This is a genomic window from Roseiflexus sp., assembly GCF_057785375.1.
The window spans coordinates 1-16,558 of record NZ_JBYNRX010000050.1 but is presented as its reverse complement, the minus strand read 5'-3'; the positions used below and the strand labels follow the sequence as shown (position 1 = coordinate 16,558).

Genomic DNA, 16,558 nt, shown 5'->3' with positions numbered 1-16,558 from the left:
AGTAACCTGTTCGTGCATCTTTCCTGGAAGAAAGTCGCGCTTTTGTGAGCTCAATGGGTGGATGTGCCAGCTGCTATGTCTTTTTTTGCGCCTCATGACCAATCTGTTGCGCTGTGGCGCGCTGTCTTTGATGCCACTTCTGAAGCCACGCTGGTGACCGACGCGGATGGATACATCCTGCTGCTCAACCGGCAGTTCGAGGAATTGTGGCGATTGGCGCCGGAACATTTGGAGATGACCTCTCCTCACCGCCGCATCAAGCATCTGGCGCATCTCGTCTGCGACCCGGAACAATTCCTCAGTCGCAGCGAAGAGTTCTATGACCGACCCGATCTGGAAGGCATTGATTGGTTAACGCTGCGTGATGGTCGCATCATCGAGCGCTACACGCGCGGATTGCGTCTCGATGAACGGACTGTCGTTCGGATCTGGTTGTTTCGAGACATTACCGTGCGTGAGCGTGCGCAGCGTGAACTCAAGGTCATGAAGAGCGTCCTGGAGGCGCTCAACCGCATTGTTGAGCCGCAACGCCAGCTGCAGGCAGGGGTGCAGGCGCTGGCCCGAGAGCTGGACGCGCGCGCGGCGTGGCTATGGGGAGTGGAAGGCGCAGATTTTGCGCGTCTGCTGGCGCATGACGGCGCCCGCGAACTGCACATTGATCTCACGCCACGCGCGCCTGGCGATCCCTGCGAATGTTTGCGGCGTCTGCTCGAACATACACTCCCAGACACTGCGCATCCGATCGTCTGCCCGCGTCTGGCGCATCTCCGCTCAGCCAATCAGGAACCGGAACGTCACGTCAGCATCCCGATCTACAGTCGCGATCGCCCGCTGGCGATTCTGAACCTGGTCCTGCCGTCCCTCCAGCCGTTCAGCGTGATTGAATTGCGCATGTTCGCCGCTATCGCCAATCAGTTCAGCGTGGCGATTGAACGCGCGCGTTTGTTTGAGTCGGTGCGTGAAGAACAGCGCGCCGCCGAGGTGCTGCGTCAGGCGTCGGCAACGTTGAGCGCCCTGCTCGACTTCGAGCAGGTGCTCGACCACGTGCTCGATCAAATTGTTGCGCTGATGCCCTGCGATGGCGCCTCGGTCATGCTGGTCGAAGGGATGCAGGCGCGTGTCGTTCGCGTCTACGGCTACGAAGGGTTGAGCGATGAAGCCGGGCATGCGATCCGCGAGGTCCTTTTCGACATTTCGCGCACGCCAACGCTGCGCCGCCTGATCGAAACCGGGCAACCCTGGATCATCAGCGAAACCCTCAACAACCCGGCATGGATTCAGATCAAGCAGGCGCTCCCTATTCGCTCGTGGTTGGGGGCGCCCGTGATTGTACGTCAGCAGGTTATTGCATTCATTTGTGTCGATAGCTTTGTACCGTATGCATACCAGCCGGAACACGCGCGCCGGCTGGCAACACTGGCGTCGAGCGTGTCGCTGGCGCTGCACAATGCGCAACTGTACGCCCAGGCGAACGAAGCGCTGGAGCGGGAGCGACGTCTGGGCGATCTCATGCGTGCTATCAGCAGCGCTCTCGATATCGATGTCATCCTGGCAACCGTCGCCCGGCTGACTATGGAACTGGCGGGCGCCGATGCAGTCGCGCTGGGACTGCTGTCAGCCGACCAACGCATGCTGACCAATGTTCATACCTTCAACATGCCCGAACCGCTGATGTCCCTGCAACAGGGCTTGGGTCCAGTCCGGCAGGCGTTTGATTCGCGCCGGAGTATTGTCCGCCAGAACATTGTACTTGTTGGGTCTGATGGGACTGATTATCGTATCTCTTCCGCCGTGGGATCGCCTATCATTGCCGGCGATCAGGCGCTCGGTCTTCTGGCAATCTATCATCTGCGCAACCATCGCCATTTTACCGAGCGTGACGGCGCGATGCTGGACATTGTCGGTCGTCAGACGGGGATCGCCATCTCGAATGCCCGGTTATTCGCCGAGACGCAGCGCCTGGCGACAACCGATCACCTGACCGGTCTGTTCAATCGCCATTACTTCTTCGCGCTGGCGCCGCGTGAACTGGAGCGGGCGCGGCGCTACCGCCATAGTATGGCGTTGCTGGTTATCGATATCGATCACTTCAAGAGTATCAACGACACCTATGGACACGACGCGGGTGATGCCGTATTGCGCAGTGTCGCAGAGCGGATGCGGCGCGAACTGCGCGACGCCGACATTCTGGCGCGGTTTGGCGGCGAGGAGTTTATTGCCCTGCTGCCGGAAACCGATCTGGCAGGCGCATTGCACGTGGCCGAGCGCTTGCGTACAGCAGTAGCGGTCCTTCCTGTCATGCTTCAAGTCCAGCCTCTTCAGGTGACGATCAGTATTGGCTGTGCCGCGCTGGACTCCATCAACAGCGCTGATCGTCTTGAACAGCTGATCCATCACGCCGATCGCGCGCTCTACCGCGCCAAAACCCAGGGGCGGAATCAGGTCGCATTCAATCCATAATCGATGGCGCCTGCGGGAAGAATACGTCTATGGACGAAACTCCTGTCGATTGGCTGCTGTCACTGAAAAAAAGCAGGCGGCAGGATGGTCCTGCCGCCTTTGCGAGAACGTCCGGCGCTTTCCTGTGCTGCGTCTGAATATCAGCGCACCCGCCTGAACCGACGAGCGATGTCCAGGAAACATGCTTCGGCTCAGCGCCGGCTGTCAGTGTGCCAGCGCGATCTTCAGCACCTCGTCCATCGACGAGACCGGGATCAATTGCAACTCCTCGCGCACCTTCTTTGGCAGCTCGGCAATATCTTTCGCATTATCCTTTGGCAGAATAAAGGTGCGGATACCGGCGCGATGCGCCGCCAGCGTCTTTTCCTTCAAGCCGCCAATCGGCAGCACTTTGCCGCGCAGCGTGATCTCACCGGTCATTGCCACATCCCGTCGCACCGGTTTGCCGGTCACTGCCGAAATCAGCGCCGTGGTCAGCGTAATGCCAGCCGACGGACCATCCTTTGGCACGGCGCCTTCCGGCACATGGATGTGAATGTTGTGCTCGTCGAAGTAGCTTGGATCGACGCCAAGTTGTTCGGCGCGGAACCGGGCATAGCTCATGGCGGCCTGCGCGCTCTCCTTCATCACCTCGCCAAGCTGACCGGTGAGCTGGAGACCGCCTTTGCCGCGCACCGGCAGCACCTCGATTGAGAGGACATCACCGCCGGTTGGCGACCAGGTAACGCCGGTGGCCACGCCAACTTCATCTTTCTCCTCTGCCAGACCGAAGGTGTACCGCTCTGGACCCAGGTAGTTGGGAATGTCCGGCGCATCGATGATGATCGGAAACTCAACCGGTTCACCATCGCTGGCAGCCGCCACCCTCCGCGCCGTCTTGCGGCACAGGCTGGCGATTTCGCGTTCCAGGTTGCGCACGCCCGCCTCGCGCGTATATTCGCGCACCAGTTTGATAATCGCGGCATCGGTGATGATCAGTTGCTCCGGCGTCAACCCGTGGAACTCACGCTGCTTGCGCACCAGGAACCCCTGGGCAATGCCCAGTTTCTCGTCTTCCGTGTACCCGCCGATTTCGATGATCTCCATACGGTCGCGCAGCGGGCTCGGAATCGTATCGAGTTGATTGGCGGTTGCGATGAATACCACCTGCGAGAGGTCGAACGGGATCTCCAGATAGTGATCGGAGAAGGCATTGTTCTGCTCAGGGTCGAGCACTTCTAGCAGCGCTGACGTCGGATCGCCGCGAAAGTCCTGACCGACCTTGTCGATCTCGTCGAGCACATACACCGGGTAGCGCGACTTCGCCGTTTTCATTCCCTGGATGATTCGTCCTGGCAGCGCGCCGATATAGGTGCGCCGGTGACCGCGAATTTCGGCTTCATCGCGGATGCCGCCGAGACTGGTGCGCACGAACTTGCGCCCAAGCGCACGCGCAATCGAACGTCCGAGCGACGTCTTGCCGACGCCAGGCGGACCCACGAAGCACAGGATCGGCGAACGCATCTGATTGCCCGCCAGTTTGCGCACCGCCAGGTACTCCAGGATACGCTCCTTAACCTTTTCGAGGCCGTAGTGATCCTCATCGAGCACCTTTTGCGCCTCGTGCAGGCTGATTTCGGGCAGTTCCTCCTCTGCCCACGGCAGATTCAGGATCCAGTCGAGATAGGTGCGAATAACGCCCGCTTCCGGGCTATTCATGCCCTGCTGCGCCAGACGCTTGAGTTCGTGCATCGCCTGCTCTTTGACATAGTCGGGCGCGTCGAGCTGGGCAATCTTGCGCTTCAACTCATCAATGGGGTCATCAATATCATCGTCTTCACCGAGTTCGCGGCGAATGACGCGCATCTGTTCACGCAGGAAGTACTCGCGCTGGCTCTGGTCCAGCACTTCTTTGGTATCCTGCTGGATCTTCTGGCGCAGTTTGAGCAATTCGAGTTGCCGGGCAAGCAGGCGATGCGCACGGCGCAACCGCTCGACCGGATCGAGTTCATTGAGAATATCAAGCCGTTCATCGAACTCGAAGGCCGGCGCCCACGTAACAATATCCGCCAGGTGCCCTGGCTTATCGATGCGATGCACGAAGGCGACGGCATCCTGTGGCACTTCGCCGAGATGATCGACGAACTCATCAATCTGTTGCTTGACCGAATCCATCAGGGCCTCAATCTCAATGCCCTTTGGTTCGGGATCGCTGATCGCGTGGCAGCGCACCCGGTAGAACGGCTCGCTTTGCAGCATCGTCTGCACCAGGGCGCGACTGATGCCCTCCAGAATGATGCGCGCCGTGCCATCGGGCAGTTTGACGAACTCATCGAGACGCGCGATCACGCCGACCGGCGGCAACTGCTGCGGCTGGCTGCTCTTATATGTCTCGATTTCGCTTTCGGATACAAAAATCAACAATACAAGATGATCATTCTCCCACGCCTGTTCCATGGCACGATACGACTTCCCCTGCCCCACCTGCAGCGGCACCGTCATGTGCGGCATGATCACCAGTTCTCCCAGAATGGCGAGCGGGAGGTCGTGATCGGAAGTCTCAATCAGTTTTCCCATAGTGTTGAACCCTCGCTTTGTCCGCAAATGACATTCGCGGCTGTGACGCTTGCTTGCGTCGATAGGAATCTATTGTACGCTTCGAGGCGTACACTCGATGATATGGAAGTGCATTACCATGGTACCACAAATCCTACCGGATGGTAAATGAGCCGTGACTGAGAACCCTCGTGAACCTCCGTGCATCGTGTCTATGGTCGTCTTCTTCATGATCGATTGTTTGTTTCACAGTATACAACGAATGAATTGGCGAGAAGTTGCGCCTACGCAGTTATCTGTTACAGATACGCCAACATTTCGATCACATCTTGTGTGCCACGACTTGCAATGGAGCAGGTATGATTCATCACGTACAGGCGGCGCTGCCGCACCAGCGACGAGCAGGCATTCATGATGGCGCAACACACCATTCTTATCGTCGATGATGAAGCCAATCAGCGACTCATGCTCACGCAGGCGTTGCGGACCAACGATGAGCGTGAAATTGCCACGGCTGCGTCGGTATCGGAGGCGCTGGAGTGGCTTGATCAGCATACCGCTGACCTGATCATTACCGATTACAATATGCCTTCGGCAAACGGGTTGGCGCTGATCGCACACGTGCGCCAGCGCGCTCTTCCGGCCCGCATTATTCTTATTACGGCATACTATTCCCCAGAGTTACAGGAAGCAGCCCAGAGATTGGGGGTTGATCACTTCCTGACCAAGCCGTTTCCCCTCTCACTGTTGCGCCGGCTGGCGAATGATCTGGGTGATGCATCGCGCACTGCATGACATGACATGGCGCCCATTGCTCTGCTGACCGATCTTCCTGGCGTCGAGCAGCGTAAGGGCGGGTTTCGAACCCGCCCTTACGCTGCGCTGCTTCGCCAATCTTCAACTCCTCACACGTCATCACTGCGGCGAGAGGAAATGAACAATGCGCAGGAAACTATCCGCCTTGAGCGAGGCGCCGCCGACCAGTGCGCCATCGATGTCGGGCTGCGCCATCAGATCGTCGATATTGTCCGGCTTGACGCTGCCGCCGTACAGGATGTTGATGGTCGCTGCCACGTCGGGTCCTGCCATGTCGCCGAGGATGCGCCGGATCGTTTCGTGCATCGCCTGAGCGTCGGTTGGGGTGGCGGTGTCGCCGGTGCCGATTGCCCAGACCGGCTCATATGCGATAACGATGCGACCGATCTGCTCAGGCGTCATTCCGGCGAGCGCAGCGCGCACCTGCGCCACCACGATCATCTCCGCCTGACCAGCGTCGCGTTGCGGTTTGGTTTCGCCAACGCACAGGATCGGCGTGAGGTCGTGCGCCAGCGCGGCACGCACCTTCTTACCGATCAGTTCGTCCCCTTCGCCAAAAATGGCGCGGCGCTCACTGTGCCCGACAATCACATACGTGCATCCCAGATCACGCAGCATCACCGGCGAAATGGCGCCGGTAAACGCTCCCTGCGGCTCAATGTAGACATCCTGCGCGCCTAATGCGATTGGCGTGCCCTGAACCAGATCGCGCACCGTTTGCAGCGCCGTAAACGGCGGGCAGACCAGCACCTTGCGATCGCTGACATCGCCAAGGCCGTGCAGTAATCCTTCGACCAGCTCACGCGCCTCACCGGTTGTTTTGTACATCTTCCAGTTGCCTGCGAGAAGTGGCGTTCGCATGAATCCTCCTCTAATGTGCTAAAGCGCAGGTTTGCCTGCGGCACACAGCGCTTGGAAGCGGGCTGACGCCCGCAGAAACCCAATGGCGGTCCTTCGCCCGGCGGTGCTGGTACGACAACGAGGCTTCACCATGCACGCGCATCCTGATGCCGACCACCGCGAGTCGCCTCGAGCACGGCGCGGGGGCTTCCAACGCACACGCTTCAGATTCCTCGGTGCGCTCGGAATGACACGTCTCGTTGTCATACTAGCCGCCAAACAGCCTCAGGACAAAGAGCCAGATATTCAGAAGATTGCCAGGGAGCACAAATGCCAGCAGAATGCCGATACCTGCGGTGACACCGAAGACAACCGGACTCCACTCCAGCACTTTTGCGCCATCGAATGGTCCGGCAGGGATCATATTGAACAGTCCAAGCCAGGCATTCAGGGCAACGCCGGTGTAGAAGAGTTGAACGACCCAGGTATCGCGCAAACCGGCGAGAAACGCAACCGGCGCTGCAATGAGGAACAGCGCTGCAAGCGCCATGTTGGTCGCCGGTCCCGCCAGTGCAATCAGCCCGCTCTGGCGCGGCGTCAGATAGCCGCGATGCCAGACGGCGCCGGGGGCGGCAAAGAACAGACCGAGCGGCAGGAACGCAACGACGATCGAGATAGCCAGCATCTGCATATTGGCGACGAAGTGCGCCTCCGCGCCAAAGCGCCGCGCGACGATCCGGTGCGCCAGTTCGTGGAGCACAAACCCCAGCCCACACACCACGGCTGCAATGAAGAGATTCGTCAGGAACCGGACGCTTGCCAGGTTCGTGGCGCCGGTTTGAAAGACGGCGTAGGCGACGGTGGTGCCTGCCCATGCTTTGAGTAACTCGACCGTGTCGTTGCTGCGTCCCGCAAAAATGCCTTCATCAGGCGTCGAAAACATAGTGACTCCATCCAGTTCAGCGTTCCGGGAATCGTTCCGTTGTCCAGGCATGCCCGCCGATGAGCGGGACGAAGCGCACATCACACAGCCGCTCGGTGCGCAGCGTATCGCCTTCACGGCGCAGCCGCAACAGAATCTGCACCTGTCTGCCGCCAACCGGGATCACCAGGCGCCCGGAAGATGCCAGTTGCTCACGCAGCGGGGCCGGCACCCAGGGTGATGCCGCCGAGACCAGAATGGCGTCGAACGGCGCGTAGTCCGGCAGTCCCTGGGTGCCATCACCGATGTGGACGGTGACATTCTCATAGCCGAGTGTGCGCAGCAGCGCGGCTGCGCTGGTTGCCAACGCTTCACGGCATTCGATCGTGTGAACTTTCGCAACGATCTGACTGAGTATGGCGGCAGCGTATCCAGAACCGGCGCCGATTTCGAGGACGCGATCAGTCGGAGCAAGTTGGAGCGCCTCGAGCATCAGCGCAACCATGTACGGTTGCGAAATGGTCTGTCCTTCACCAATCGGCAGCGCCTGATCGCTGTAGGCGTGAGCGCGTTCATGGGCTGGAACAAACAAATGACGCGGCGTCTGCGCCATTGCGTCGAGCACTCGCCGATCGCTGACGCCACGTCGAATGAGAAGATCGATCATGGCGCGGCGCTCATTTGTAAAATCCATGGCTGCCGCTCCTTTCGATCCTTATTATACCCGCTTTCACGGCTTAAGGTAACGCCGGTTACGAATTGGTAGCGCCTGTTTGCTATACTCGAACCGGTGACGAGCAGATGCGCAGCGACGCACGATACGCAGGAAACACGCTCATGCACGTTCCTCCAGAAGATGCCGATCTCACGCTTCCCGACAGCGAGTTGATCAAACGCGCCCAGCACGGCGATCAGGCGGCGTTTGCGCAGATTTATGATCGCTATGCACAACCGCTCTACCGTTACATCTACTTTCGCGTAGGAGACCCGGACCTTGCCGAGGATCTTCAGGCGGAAGTATTTCTGCGCGCGTTCGAGAGTCTCGACCGCTACGAAGATCGTGGCTGGCCCCTTTCCGCCTGGCTCTACCGTATCGCGCGCGACCGCACCGTCGATGTGATTCGCCGGAGCCGTCTGCGGCAAACCATCCCCCTGGAGAGTTGGAGCGGCGCCTGTGAGGGACCCGATCACGATGTTGTGATGCGCCTCGACTGCGAAGAACTCCGGCGTCACCTGTGCGATCTCACCGACGATCAGCGGCAGGTGATCTCTCTGCGGTTCCTGGCAGATCTATCGATCCAGGAGGTTGCTTCACGTCTTGGACGTTCCGAGGGCGCGGTGAAGGCGCTGCAACATCGTGGGTTGCAGTCGCTTGCGCGGCGTCTGGTCAGTGGCGTGTAGTGCGGTTGCAACTGTTCACACTTCTCCTGGGAGCGCGGGCATTGCGTCCGCTTCAAAGGAGAAGCGGTAGAAAGGGCTGGCACGCGCATATTCATGCCAGCCCTTCTCGGAGAACTGTCACCGTTGCACCATCGGACGGAACTTGTATCCGTACACAATCAGCCCCGTCGGTCCCAAATCGCGCAGGCGGCGGGTGACCATTTCGACCGGCATATCGATGGCTGCCTGGTCGAGATCGCAATCGGTCAATTGCGCGGTCACCATTGGTCCTTCATCGAGGCGCACGAGCGCCACCAGGTAGGGCGGCTGATCCTCAAACCCCTCCGGCGGCTGCCGCACGATGCTGAATGAGTAGACGCGCCCCCGCCCGCTCAGGACGTATGGCTCCCATATCTCCTCCGCCTCGCCCGGATGCGGCGGCGCCGGCGGGAAGCGCACCTCGCCGGTAAGCCGGTTGCGCTGTCCTTCCAGACGATACCGCGCATGGCGCAGACGCCAGTGTTTTGCCAGATCCATGTTGAACCTCCACCTCAGTCGAGTGTCAGAATGTGGGTTGCCACCGTCGCGCCGATGCCGCCCATGCACTGCGCCAGCGCCACCCGTGCGCCGTCGACCTGCGCTGCGCCGGCATGCCCGCGCAACTGCGCAACCAATTCGATAATCTGATAGACGCCATTGGCGCCAACCGTATCGCCGCGCGCCTTGCACCCGCCGCCGGTTGCCAGCGGCAGTCGCCCCTTCGGGGTGATAGCGCCTTCACGCGCCAGCGCCACTGCTGTTCCGCGTTCGGTAAACCCGCTCGACTCCAGCGCCAGCGCGGCAGCGATGCCGTGTGGATCGGTCACATCGAAAACCTGCACGTCGCCGTGCGTCAGATGTGCCGACCGCAGCGCTGTCGTTGTCGTCTGCGCCGCCGCTGCCAGCCACAGCGGATTGGAACGGCTGTGCAACGCCAGGGTGTCGGTCGCAACCGCAGACCCGGCGATGCGCACCGGATGCGCGCAGAGTTCGCGCGCCAGCCCTTCGCTGGCGATCACCACGGCGGCGGCGCCATCGACTGCGGTCGAGCAATCGAGCAAGCCGAGCGGTTCGGCGACCATCGGCGCACCGCGCACCTTGTCGGCGGTGATGGCGAAGCGGTACATCGCGTGCGGGTTAGCGACCCCGTTGGCATGCGCGTTGATCGGGAATGGCGCAAAATCGTCGGCGGCGTATCCGTACTCGTGCATATACCGGCGCATGAGCAGCGCCCAGAGCGCCGTCAGCGTAACGCCGTGGATCGCTTCCCAATCGGCATCGGTCGCCAGCGCTAAGGCGGCTTCACGGCGCGCATCGAGCACGTCGGTCACTTTTTCGACGCCAACGACTGCTGCCAGATCGACGGCGCCCGATGCGACTGCTATGCACGCCTGGCGCAATGCCACGCCGCCTGATGCCCCGCCTGCCTCGATCGTGACGGCTTCGATGCCGGGTATGCCGGCAGCCGTAGCGATCAGCGCGCCGATCTGGCTTTGCGCGTGCAGGGATGCGCTCAATGCACTGGCGACGTAGAGCGCGCCGAGACGTGCTGCCGGAATAGTTCCCAGAGCGCTATTGAGCGCTTCGACTGCGAGCGATGCAGCGCTGCGATCCCAGTGTTCGCCAACCGGTGTCGCTCCGGTTCCAATGATATAGACATGTCGCATGGCTCTACTCCATCACCAGTTTGCCGCGCCATTTGGCATACACGGCATAATCGACGAACGCTTCACGCGCCAGGTACGCAGCCGTCAGCGGCGCGCGCTCGCGGCGCTCCGGCAGGGCATCGGTTACGCGCAGCGCATAGGCGTCCGACCCTGCGCCGGAACCGTAGGTCGTGACAAAAATCGTATCGCCCGGCTTTGCCACATCGAGAATAGCGCACAAGCCGAGGAGCGCTGCCGCCGAGTAGGCGTTGCCGATCTTCGGCGACAGCAGCCCCGGTGCGATTTGCTGTGGCGTAAACCCGAGTTGACGGGCGACGGTCTGCGGGAAGCGGGTGTTCGGCTGATGGAACACCGCGTAAGTGAAATCCGACGGCTTCGCGCCAAGGTCGTGCAGCAGCCTCTCGGCAGCGCCGCGCGATGCGCCGAAGTAGGCAGGCTCGCCGGTGAAGCGGTGCCCGTGCACCGGGTACGCCGTATCAGCGCGGCGGAAGAAGTCAGGGGTGTCGGTGACATACGAGGTCGTCCCCTCGATGACCGCCACTGCTTCTGCCGCCGGACCGATCAACAGCGCCGCCGCGCCGGCCGCAGCGGTATACTCCAGCGCATCGCCGGGGCGGCCCTGCGCCGTATCGGCGCCGATTGCCAGCACATACTGCGCCATACCGCTGCCGATCATCCCCATTGCAGCAGTCAACGCCTCAGACCCGGCTTTGCAGGCGAACTCCCAGTCCGCCGTACTGACCCACGGCGTGGCACCGAGCGCTTCAGCGACCAGTGTTCCAGATGGCTTGACCGAGTAGGGGTGGCTCTCGCTGCCAACCCACACCGCCGAGAGGCGGTCAGGTGCGATGCGCGCCCGCGCCAGCGCGTTGCGCGCTGCTTCGACCGACATGGTGATCGTATCTTCGTCGGGACCGGGTACGCTCTTCGAGTCGACCGGCGTTCCGCCGGCGCCGTCCCAGATGCGGGCAATCTCGCGCGCTGCGATGCGGAAGCGCGGGATGTAGGCGCCATACCCGACAATGCCCACAGGCCGTTCAGGTTTCATCATCGTGAATACTCCTCTTCGAAGGCAAACGAAAAGAGAACGCGGAACGCGCGCCGCGCGCCTGTACACACAGGATTGCATCACAACGGCGGATGCAGCGTTCCGGGTTCTCCTCCCGGTAATTGTTTGACGTGACGGTTTTCAGACAGGCTCTAGATTGCTTCTGCCAGAGCAGGAGCGGTATCGACGTCAGCGCCGTGCGTGCGCAGTTCCGCCAACAGCGCTGCGGCGCGCGCCGGTTTGATCTGCCGCTCCTGCACCATGCGCGTCGCAATGATATCCACCTCGGCGCCCTGTGCTCCGGCAGCCATCGCGATCTGGCGCGCATGCAGGCTCATATGCCCGCGCTGAATCCCCTCGGTTGCCAGGGCGCGCATTGCCGCCAGGTTCGACGCCAGCCCGGCGCAGACGCAGATTTCCGCCAATTCGTGCGCGTGGGTGACGCCGAGCAGCTTGAGCGCCGCCTGCGCCGCCGGGTGCACCTTCGTCGCTCCACCGACGATGCCTACCGCAAGCGGCATTTCGAGCGTACCGACGAGATTCCCCTGCGCATCACGCTCCCAGTGCGACAGCGACGTGTACCGACCGCTGCGCGCGGCATAGGCATGCGCGCCAGCCTCAACAGCGCGCCAATCGTTGCCGGTGGCAATCAGCACCGGGTCGATACCGTTCAGGATGCCCTTGTTGTGCGTCGTTGCGCGATACGGGTCAACTGCGGCGAACGCATACGCCCACAGGATGCCTTCAACGACCTCTTCGCCGCTCAGACCATCGCGCGCCAGCGATTTCGCCGGCACAATCGCCCGCGCCCGCGCCAGCCGTCGGTCGCTCAGGTTCGAGAGAATGCGCAGATACGCTTTGCCGCCGCTGATCTCTTCGAGCAGTGGCGCAACTGCTTCCGCCATGGTATTGATCGCATTAGCGCCCATCGCGTCGCGGCAGTCGATGATCAGATGAACGACCAGCATCGGACCCATCGGGCTGCTCTCGAAGAAGCGCACTTCGATATCCTTTGCGCCGCCGCCAAGGGCTACCAGGCTGCTGCTCTGGCGATTGGCAAGCGCCAGGATCGCCTCACGCCGCGCCAGAATATCGTGGTGCGCGCGATGTGGGTCGGCAACGTGCACCAGTTGCACCTGGCCGATCATGAGCGGTAAGGTCGAACTCGCCTGGAAGCCGCCCCCGTCGCGCACCAGTTTCGCTGCATAACTGGCGCCTGCGACGATCGACGGCTCTTCGACGACCATTGGAATCAGCACATCGCGCCCATTGATCAGGAAGTTGGTCGCAATGCCGAGCGGCAGGTTGAATGTGCCGATCACATTCTCGATCATCTTGTCGGCGCGCTCAACCGTCAGAGCGCCATTGCCGCCGTGGAGCCGGCGCAGGTCTTCGTCGTTGAGCCCATCGAACGACCGCACGACATCGAGGCGTTCGAGTGGGCTGAGCTGGTAGAACCCGCTGATCCGCGAGTTACGTGTTGCCATAGTTGATATGTCTCTCCTGTGAAATTCTTAGCAGTTCTGCCTGCTACTACGGGCGAGTATAGCAGGCGGATCCGTTCAAACACGCCATGAAAACTGTCAAAACCTATCATTCCCCTGTCTGAGACTTTCATGGTACGATAGTGTCCTATGCAGCGATTGTTCATCATCTGCACATGTCTTGCAATTCTGACGGCGTGCAGTGGCGGTGCGCCGGCGGCAACGCCCGTGTCTGCGCCGACGTTCACTCCGCTCGATGCAGCCCTGGATGCGTCCTACCGGTCATCACCAATTGCTGCCTACCTGCTGGTCGATGCCGGCGGCGCGCGTCTGGTCGCCGGGCTGAGTTTCAGCAGCGGCGGCGCCCCCGCGCCCACCGATCCGCCAGCGCGCCAGGTGTGGCTCGCCCCAGGCGACGCCATCGACAGCCTCGCGTCCTGTGCGCAACCGGCTGGCGACTCGCGCTACCTGGCGGTGGCCGTGACCGGGGCGCTCGAAGGTCCTGGCGCCTTTGGACCGGACGGCGCCTTCGGGTATCAACTGCGGTCCCAGACGATCACGCCGCTTCCCTGGCAGGAGGCGACGGTTGCGTTGCTGGCGACGACTCCGGCGAACGGTCAGGCGGTGCGGGTGACCGGTGCGCTGATCGCTAACCAGAACGAAGCCGTCCTCGTCGAGGCGCTTGGTCCTGGCGGTGCGCCGGCGCCGCAGGCGCGCCAGGTAAAACTGCGCGCGCCCCTGCGCGATGCCGCACTGCTGTCGCGCCTGACAACGACGCCGGGTGGCGCCGTGCGCTACGGTATGGTGCAGGTCGAAGGAATCTGGCGCGATGGGGTGCTGACGCCAATGGGGGTGCGGTACGTTGAACGTTGAACGTGCGAGTGGCGAGGCAAGAGGTGAGAGGTGAGAGGTGAGAGGTGAGAGGTGAGAGGCGAGAGGCGAGAGGTGAGAGGTGAGAGGTGAGAGGTGAGAGGCGAGAGGTGAGAGGTGAGAGGTGAGAGGTGAGAGGTGAGAGGCGAGAGGCGAAAGGCGAGAGGGGTGAGGCGCGGGGCGCGGGGCGCGGGGCGTGAGGGTTGCGGGTGATCGTTGCACGTTGCACGTTGAATGTGCGAAGGTGGAAGGCGGCTCTAACTTCTAACTCCTAACTTCTAACTCCTAACTCCTAATCTCTGGTTCTCAGTTCTTGGTTCTCAGTTCTTCATGCCCTATAATGGCGAGTTGCAGAATGGTTTACACACAGGATAGAAAGCCGTGTTCGCCAAACTCCTGATCGCCAACCGCGGCGAGATCGCCGTCCGCATCATTCGCGCCTGTCACGCGCTGGGGATTGCTGCCGTCGTTGTGTACAGCGACGCGGATCGCCGGGCGCTCCATGTGCGCCTGGCGGACGAAGCATTGCCGATTGGTCCGGCGCCGGCGCCGGAGAGTTATCTGCGCATCGAGGCAATCATCGAGGCGGCGTTGCATTCCGGCGCACAGGCGATCCATCCCGGCTACGGCTTCCTCGCCGAACGCGCCGCCTTTGCCCGCGCCTGCCGCGACGCCGGGTTGGTGTTCGTCGGTCCGCCGCCGGAAGCCATCGAAGCGTTGGGCGACAAGATCGCCGCGCGTCGCCTGGCGCTCGCCGCCGGGGTTCCGATTGCGCCTGGTTACCACGGCGCCGATCAGAGCGATGAGACGCTGGCGCATGAAGCGGCGCGCATCGGCTATCCGCTCCTGATCAAAGCTAGCGCAGGCGGCGGGGGACGCGGCATGCGCATCGTGAAGAGCGCCGATGAACTTCTGGCGGCAGTGGAGAGCGCCCGACGCGAAGCGCGCGCTGCCTTCGGCGACGATACGATCTTCCTGGAAAAATTGCTCGCCCGTCCGCGCCACATCGAGGTGCAGATGCTGGCGGACTCGCATGGCAACTATGTGCATCTGTTCGAGCGTGAGTGCTCGATCCAGCGCCGCCACCAGAAAATTGTCGAAGAATCGCCATCGCCGGCGTTGACCTCCAAACAGCGCGAGATGATCGGCGAGGCGGCGGTGCGTCTCGCGCGCGCCGCCGGCTACGTGAACGCCGGCACAGCGGAGTTTCTGTACGATGAGAGTGATGGCACTTTTGCGTTTCTCGAAGTCAATACCCGTTTGCAAGTCGAACATCCGGTCACCGAAGCGGTCACCGGCGTCGATCTGGTGCAGTTGCAGATCGCCATCGCCGGCGGCGCGCGCCTGCCGTTTCGCCAGGAAGACCTGAAGCAGCGCGGGCATGCCATTGAAGTGCGTCTCTGCGCCGAAGACCCGGTGACCTTCCTGCCGACCGGCGGACGACTGACACGCTTCGACCTGCCAGGCGACATTCGCTGCGACACCGGTGTCGGAACCGGCGACGAGGTGACGCTGTACTACGACTCGCTCCTGGCAAAACTCATCGTCCACGCCAACGACCGTTCCGCTGCAATCGCGCGGTTGCGCACCGCGCTCGATGCCTGCGCTGTCGAGGGGGTCACGACCAACCTGCCGCTGCTGCGCGCGATTGCGGCGCATCCGGCATTCATTATTGGCGACACAACCACCGATTTTTTGACGACGCATGAGATGACGCAGCATCTGCCGGTCTCTGCTCCCATCCCGGACGAGGCGCTGCTGGCAGCGGCGATTGTCGATGTTCAGCCGCTGGCTTACGGCAGAGCCGCCACGCGCGATCCCTGGAGCACGCTGGGACCGTGGCGGATGCTGCGCACCGATATGCCGCTGCGCTACCGCGATGGTGAAAGCGAACGCTGCGTGCGCATCACCGAAGATGGCGATGCATGGCGCATCGAGGTTGATGGGCGTGTTTACGTCGCCGGAGTGCTTGAGGCGCATCCTGATCGCCTGGCGTTGCGGATGGCGGATGGGCGCATTGAGCGGTTTGGAATGACGGGCGATAGCAAGACGCGCATTCTCGAATGGCGCGGGCAGCGGTTTTGCCTGATGCAGGCTTCTCTGGAAAGTGAGCGTTTGGGAGCAGCAGGGCACAGCCACAGTCGCGCCGGGCTGGAAGCGCCAATGCCGGGCACGATTGCGCGCATCCTGGTGCATGAAGGGGATCGCGTCGCCGCGCACCAACCGCTGGTCGTGCTGGAAGCGATGAAGATGGAACACATCGTTGCCGCACCGCACGACGGAATCGTGCTGCGCCTGCCCTACGCCATCGGCGCACTGGTCGCCAAAGGCGCAACGCTGGTGGAATTGGAGGAGGGGTGAGTCAGGAGGCAAGAGGGGAGAGGGGAGAGGCAAGAGGGGAGAGGGGAGAGGGGAGAGGCAAGAGGGGAGAGGCAAGAGGGGAGAGGGGAGAGGCAAGAGGGGAGAGGGGAGAGGCAAGAGGGGAGAGGGGAGAGGC

Annotated in this window: 13 protein-coding genes; 5 read left to right on the top strand and 8 right to left on the bottom strand. The window is 61.9% G+C overall.

Features of this window, described 5'->3' with window-relative positions; translation table 11 throughout:
* Positions 1-75 precede the first annotated feature (75 nt).
* Positions 76-2,460 (top strand): sensor domain-containing diguanylate cyclase, encoded by a 2,385-nt coding sequence (locus AC3EA7_RS08800; RefSeq protein WP_488613671.1) that lies wholly within the window; start codon positions 76-78, stop codon positions 2,458-2,460.
* 204 nt (positions 2,461-2,664) lie between these two features.
* Here AC3EA7_RS08800 and lon read toward each other — a convergent pair whose 3' ends face one another.
* The gene (lon, locus tag AC3EA7_RS08795) at positions 2,665-5,016 is read right to left on the bottom strand and encodes an endopeptidase La (protein ID WP_488613670.1); all 2,352 of its coding nucleotides are present in this window, start codon (positions 5,014-5,016) and stop codon (positions 2,665-2,667) included.
* A 390-nt stretch (positions 5,017-5,406) separates the two neighbouring features.
* On the opposite strand from lon, the gene AC3EA7_RS08790 reads away from it, so the two are divergent.
* The gene (locus AC3EA7_RS08790; protein ID WP_488613669.1) at positions 5,407-5,790 is read left to right on the top strand and encodes a response regulator transcription factor; all 384 of its coding nucleotides are present in this window, start codon (positions 5,407-5,409) and stop codon (positions 5,788-5,790) included.
* Between the two features lie 120 nt (positions 5,791-5,910).
* On the opposite strand, the gene tpiA is transcribed toward AC3EA7_RS08790, so the two are convergent.
* From tpiA to AC3EA7_RS08775, 3 genes are all read right to left on the bottom strand, one after another.
* Positions 5,911-6,672 (bottom strand): triose-phosphate isomerase, encoded by a 762-nt coding sequence (gene tpiA / locus AC3EA7_RS08785; RefSeq protein ID WP_488613668.1) that lies wholly within the window; start codon positions 6,670-6,672, stop codon positions 5,911-5,913.
* A 247-nt stretch (positions 6,673-6,919) separates the two neighbouring features.
* Positions 6,920-7,594, bottom strand: coding sequence for a site-2 protease family protein (locus AC3EA7_RS08780; protein WP_488613667.1), 675 nt, complete (start codon positions 7,592-7,594; stop codon positions 6,920-6,922).
* A gap of 16 nt (positions 7,595-7,610) precedes the next feature.
* Positions 7,611-8,267, bottom strand: a complete 657-nt coding sequence (locus AC3EA7_RS08775) for a protein-L-isoaspartate(D-aspartate) O-methyltransferase (protein ID WP_488613666.1) — start codon at positions 8,265-8,267, stop codon at positions 7,611-7,613.
* Between the two features lie 143 nt (positions 8,268-8,410).
* On the opposite strand from AC3EA7_RS08775, the gene AC3EA7_RS08770 reads away from it, so the two are divergent.
* A complete protein-coding gene (locus tag AC3EA7_RS08770; RefSeq protein ID WP_488613665.1) occupies positions 8,411-8,974 on the top strand; it encodes a sigma-70 family RNA polymerase sigma factor in 564 nt (187 codons plus the stop codon).
* A gap of 117 nt (positions 8,975-9,091) precedes the next feature.
* On the opposite strand, the gene AC3EA7_RS08765 is transcribed toward AC3EA7_RS08770, so the two are convergent.
* The 4 genes from AC3EA7_RS08765 to AC3EA7_RS08750 form a co-directional block, all read right to left on the bottom strand.
* Positions 9,092-9,490 (bottom strand): Zn-ribbon domain-containing OB-fold protein, encoded by a 399-nt coding sequence (locus AC3EA7_RS08765; protein WP_488613664.1) that lies wholly within the window; start codon positions 9,488-9,490, stop codon positions 9,092-9,094.
* Between the two features lie 14 nt (positions 9,491-9,504).
* Entirely contained in the window at positions 9,505-10,659 is a 1,155-nt protein-coding gene (locus AC3EA7_RS08760; protein WP_488613663.1) for a thiolase C-terminal domain-containing protein, read from the bottom strand.
* Positions 10,660-10,663: 4 nt separating this feature from the next.
* The gene (locus AC3EA7_RS08755; RefSeq protein WP_488613662.1) at positions 10,664-11,710 is read right to left on the bottom strand and encodes a hydroxymethylglutaryl-CoA synthase; all 1,047 of its coding nucleotides are present in this window, start codon (positions 11,708-11,710) and stop codon (positions 10,664-10,666) included.
* Positions 11,711-11,859: 149 nt separating this feature from the next.
* Positions 11,860-13,194, bottom strand: coding sequence for a hydroxymethylglutaryl-CoA reductase, degradative (locus AC3EA7_RS08750; protein ID WP_488613661.1), 1,335 nt, complete (start codon positions 13,192-13,194; stop codon positions 11,860-11,862).
* 147 nt (positions 13,195-13,341) lie between these two features.
* Here AC3EA7_RS08750 and AC3EA7_RS08745 point away from each other — a divergent pair, with 147 nt between their 5' ends.
* Both AC3EA7_RS08745 and AC3EA7_RS08740 read left to right on the top strand, forming a co-directional pair.
* Positions 13,342-14,064, top strand: coding sequence for a hypothetical protein (locus tag AC3EA7_RS08745; protein WP_488613660.1), 723 nt, complete (start codon positions 13,342-13,344; stop codon positions 14,062-14,064).
* Positions 14,065-14,442: 378 nt separating this feature from the next.
* Positions 14,443-16,422 carry an acetyl/propionyl/methylcrotonyl-CoA carboxylase subunit alpha gene (locus AC3EA7_RS08740; protein ID WP_488613659.1) on the top strand — a complete coding sequence of 660 codons (1,980 nt, stop codon included), beginning with the start codon at positions 14,443-14,445 and terminating at the stop codon, positions 16,420-16,422.
* Positions 16,423-16,558: the final 136 nt, after the last annotated feature.

Excerpts from the sequence above, each read along its gene's own strand:
- AC3EA7_RS08800 (WP_488613671.1), top strand. The coding sequence starts at position 76 with ATGTCTTTTTTTGCGCCTCATGACCAATCTGTTGCGCTGTGGCGCGCT.
- lon (WP_488613670.1), bottom strand. The coding sequence starts at position 5,016 with ATGGGAAAACTGATTGAGACTTCCGATCACGACCTCCCGCTCGCCATT.
- AC3EA7_RS08790 (WP_488613669.1), top strand. The coding sequence starts at position 5,407 with ATGATGGCGCAACACACCATTCTTATCGTCGATGATGAAGCCAATCAG.
- tpiA (WP_488613668.1), bottom strand. The coding sequence starts at position 6,672 with ATGCGAACGCCACTTCTCGCAGGCAACTGGAAGATGTACAAAACAACC.
- AC3EA7_RS08780 (WP_488613667.1), bottom strand. The coding sequence starts at position 7,594 with ATGTTTTCGACGCCTGATGAAGGCATTTTTGCGGGACGCAGCAACGAC.
- AC3EA7_RS08775 (WP_488613666.1), bottom strand. The coding sequence starts at position 8,267 with ATGGATTTTACAAATGAGCGCCGCGCCATGATCGATCTTCTCATTCGA.
- AC3EA7_RS08770 (WP_488613665.1), top strand. The coding sequence starts at position 8,411 with ATGCACGTTCCTCCAGAAGATGCCGATCTCACGCTTCCCGACAGCGAG.
- AC3EA7_RS08765 (WP_488613664.1), bottom strand. The coding sequence starts at position 9,490 with ATGGATCTGGCAAAACACTGGCGTCTGCGCCATGCGCGGTATCGTCTG.
- AC3EA7_RS08760 (WP_488613663.1), bottom strand. The coding sequence starts at position 10,659 with ATGCGACATGTCTATATCATTGGAACCGGAGCGACACCGGTTGGCGAA.
- AC3EA7_RS08755 (WP_488613662.1), bottom strand. The coding sequence starts at position 11,710 with ATGATGAAACCTGAACGGCCTGTGGGCATTGTCGGGTATGGCGCCTAC.
- AC3EA7_RS08750 (WP_488613661.1), bottom strand. The coding sequence starts at position 13,194 with ATGGCAACACGTAACTCGCGGATCAGCGGGTTCTACCAGCTCAGCCCA.
- AC3EA7_RS08745 (WP_488613660.1), top strand. The coding sequence starts at position 13,342 with ATGCAGCGATTGTTCATCATCTGCACATGTCTTGCAATTCTGACGGCG.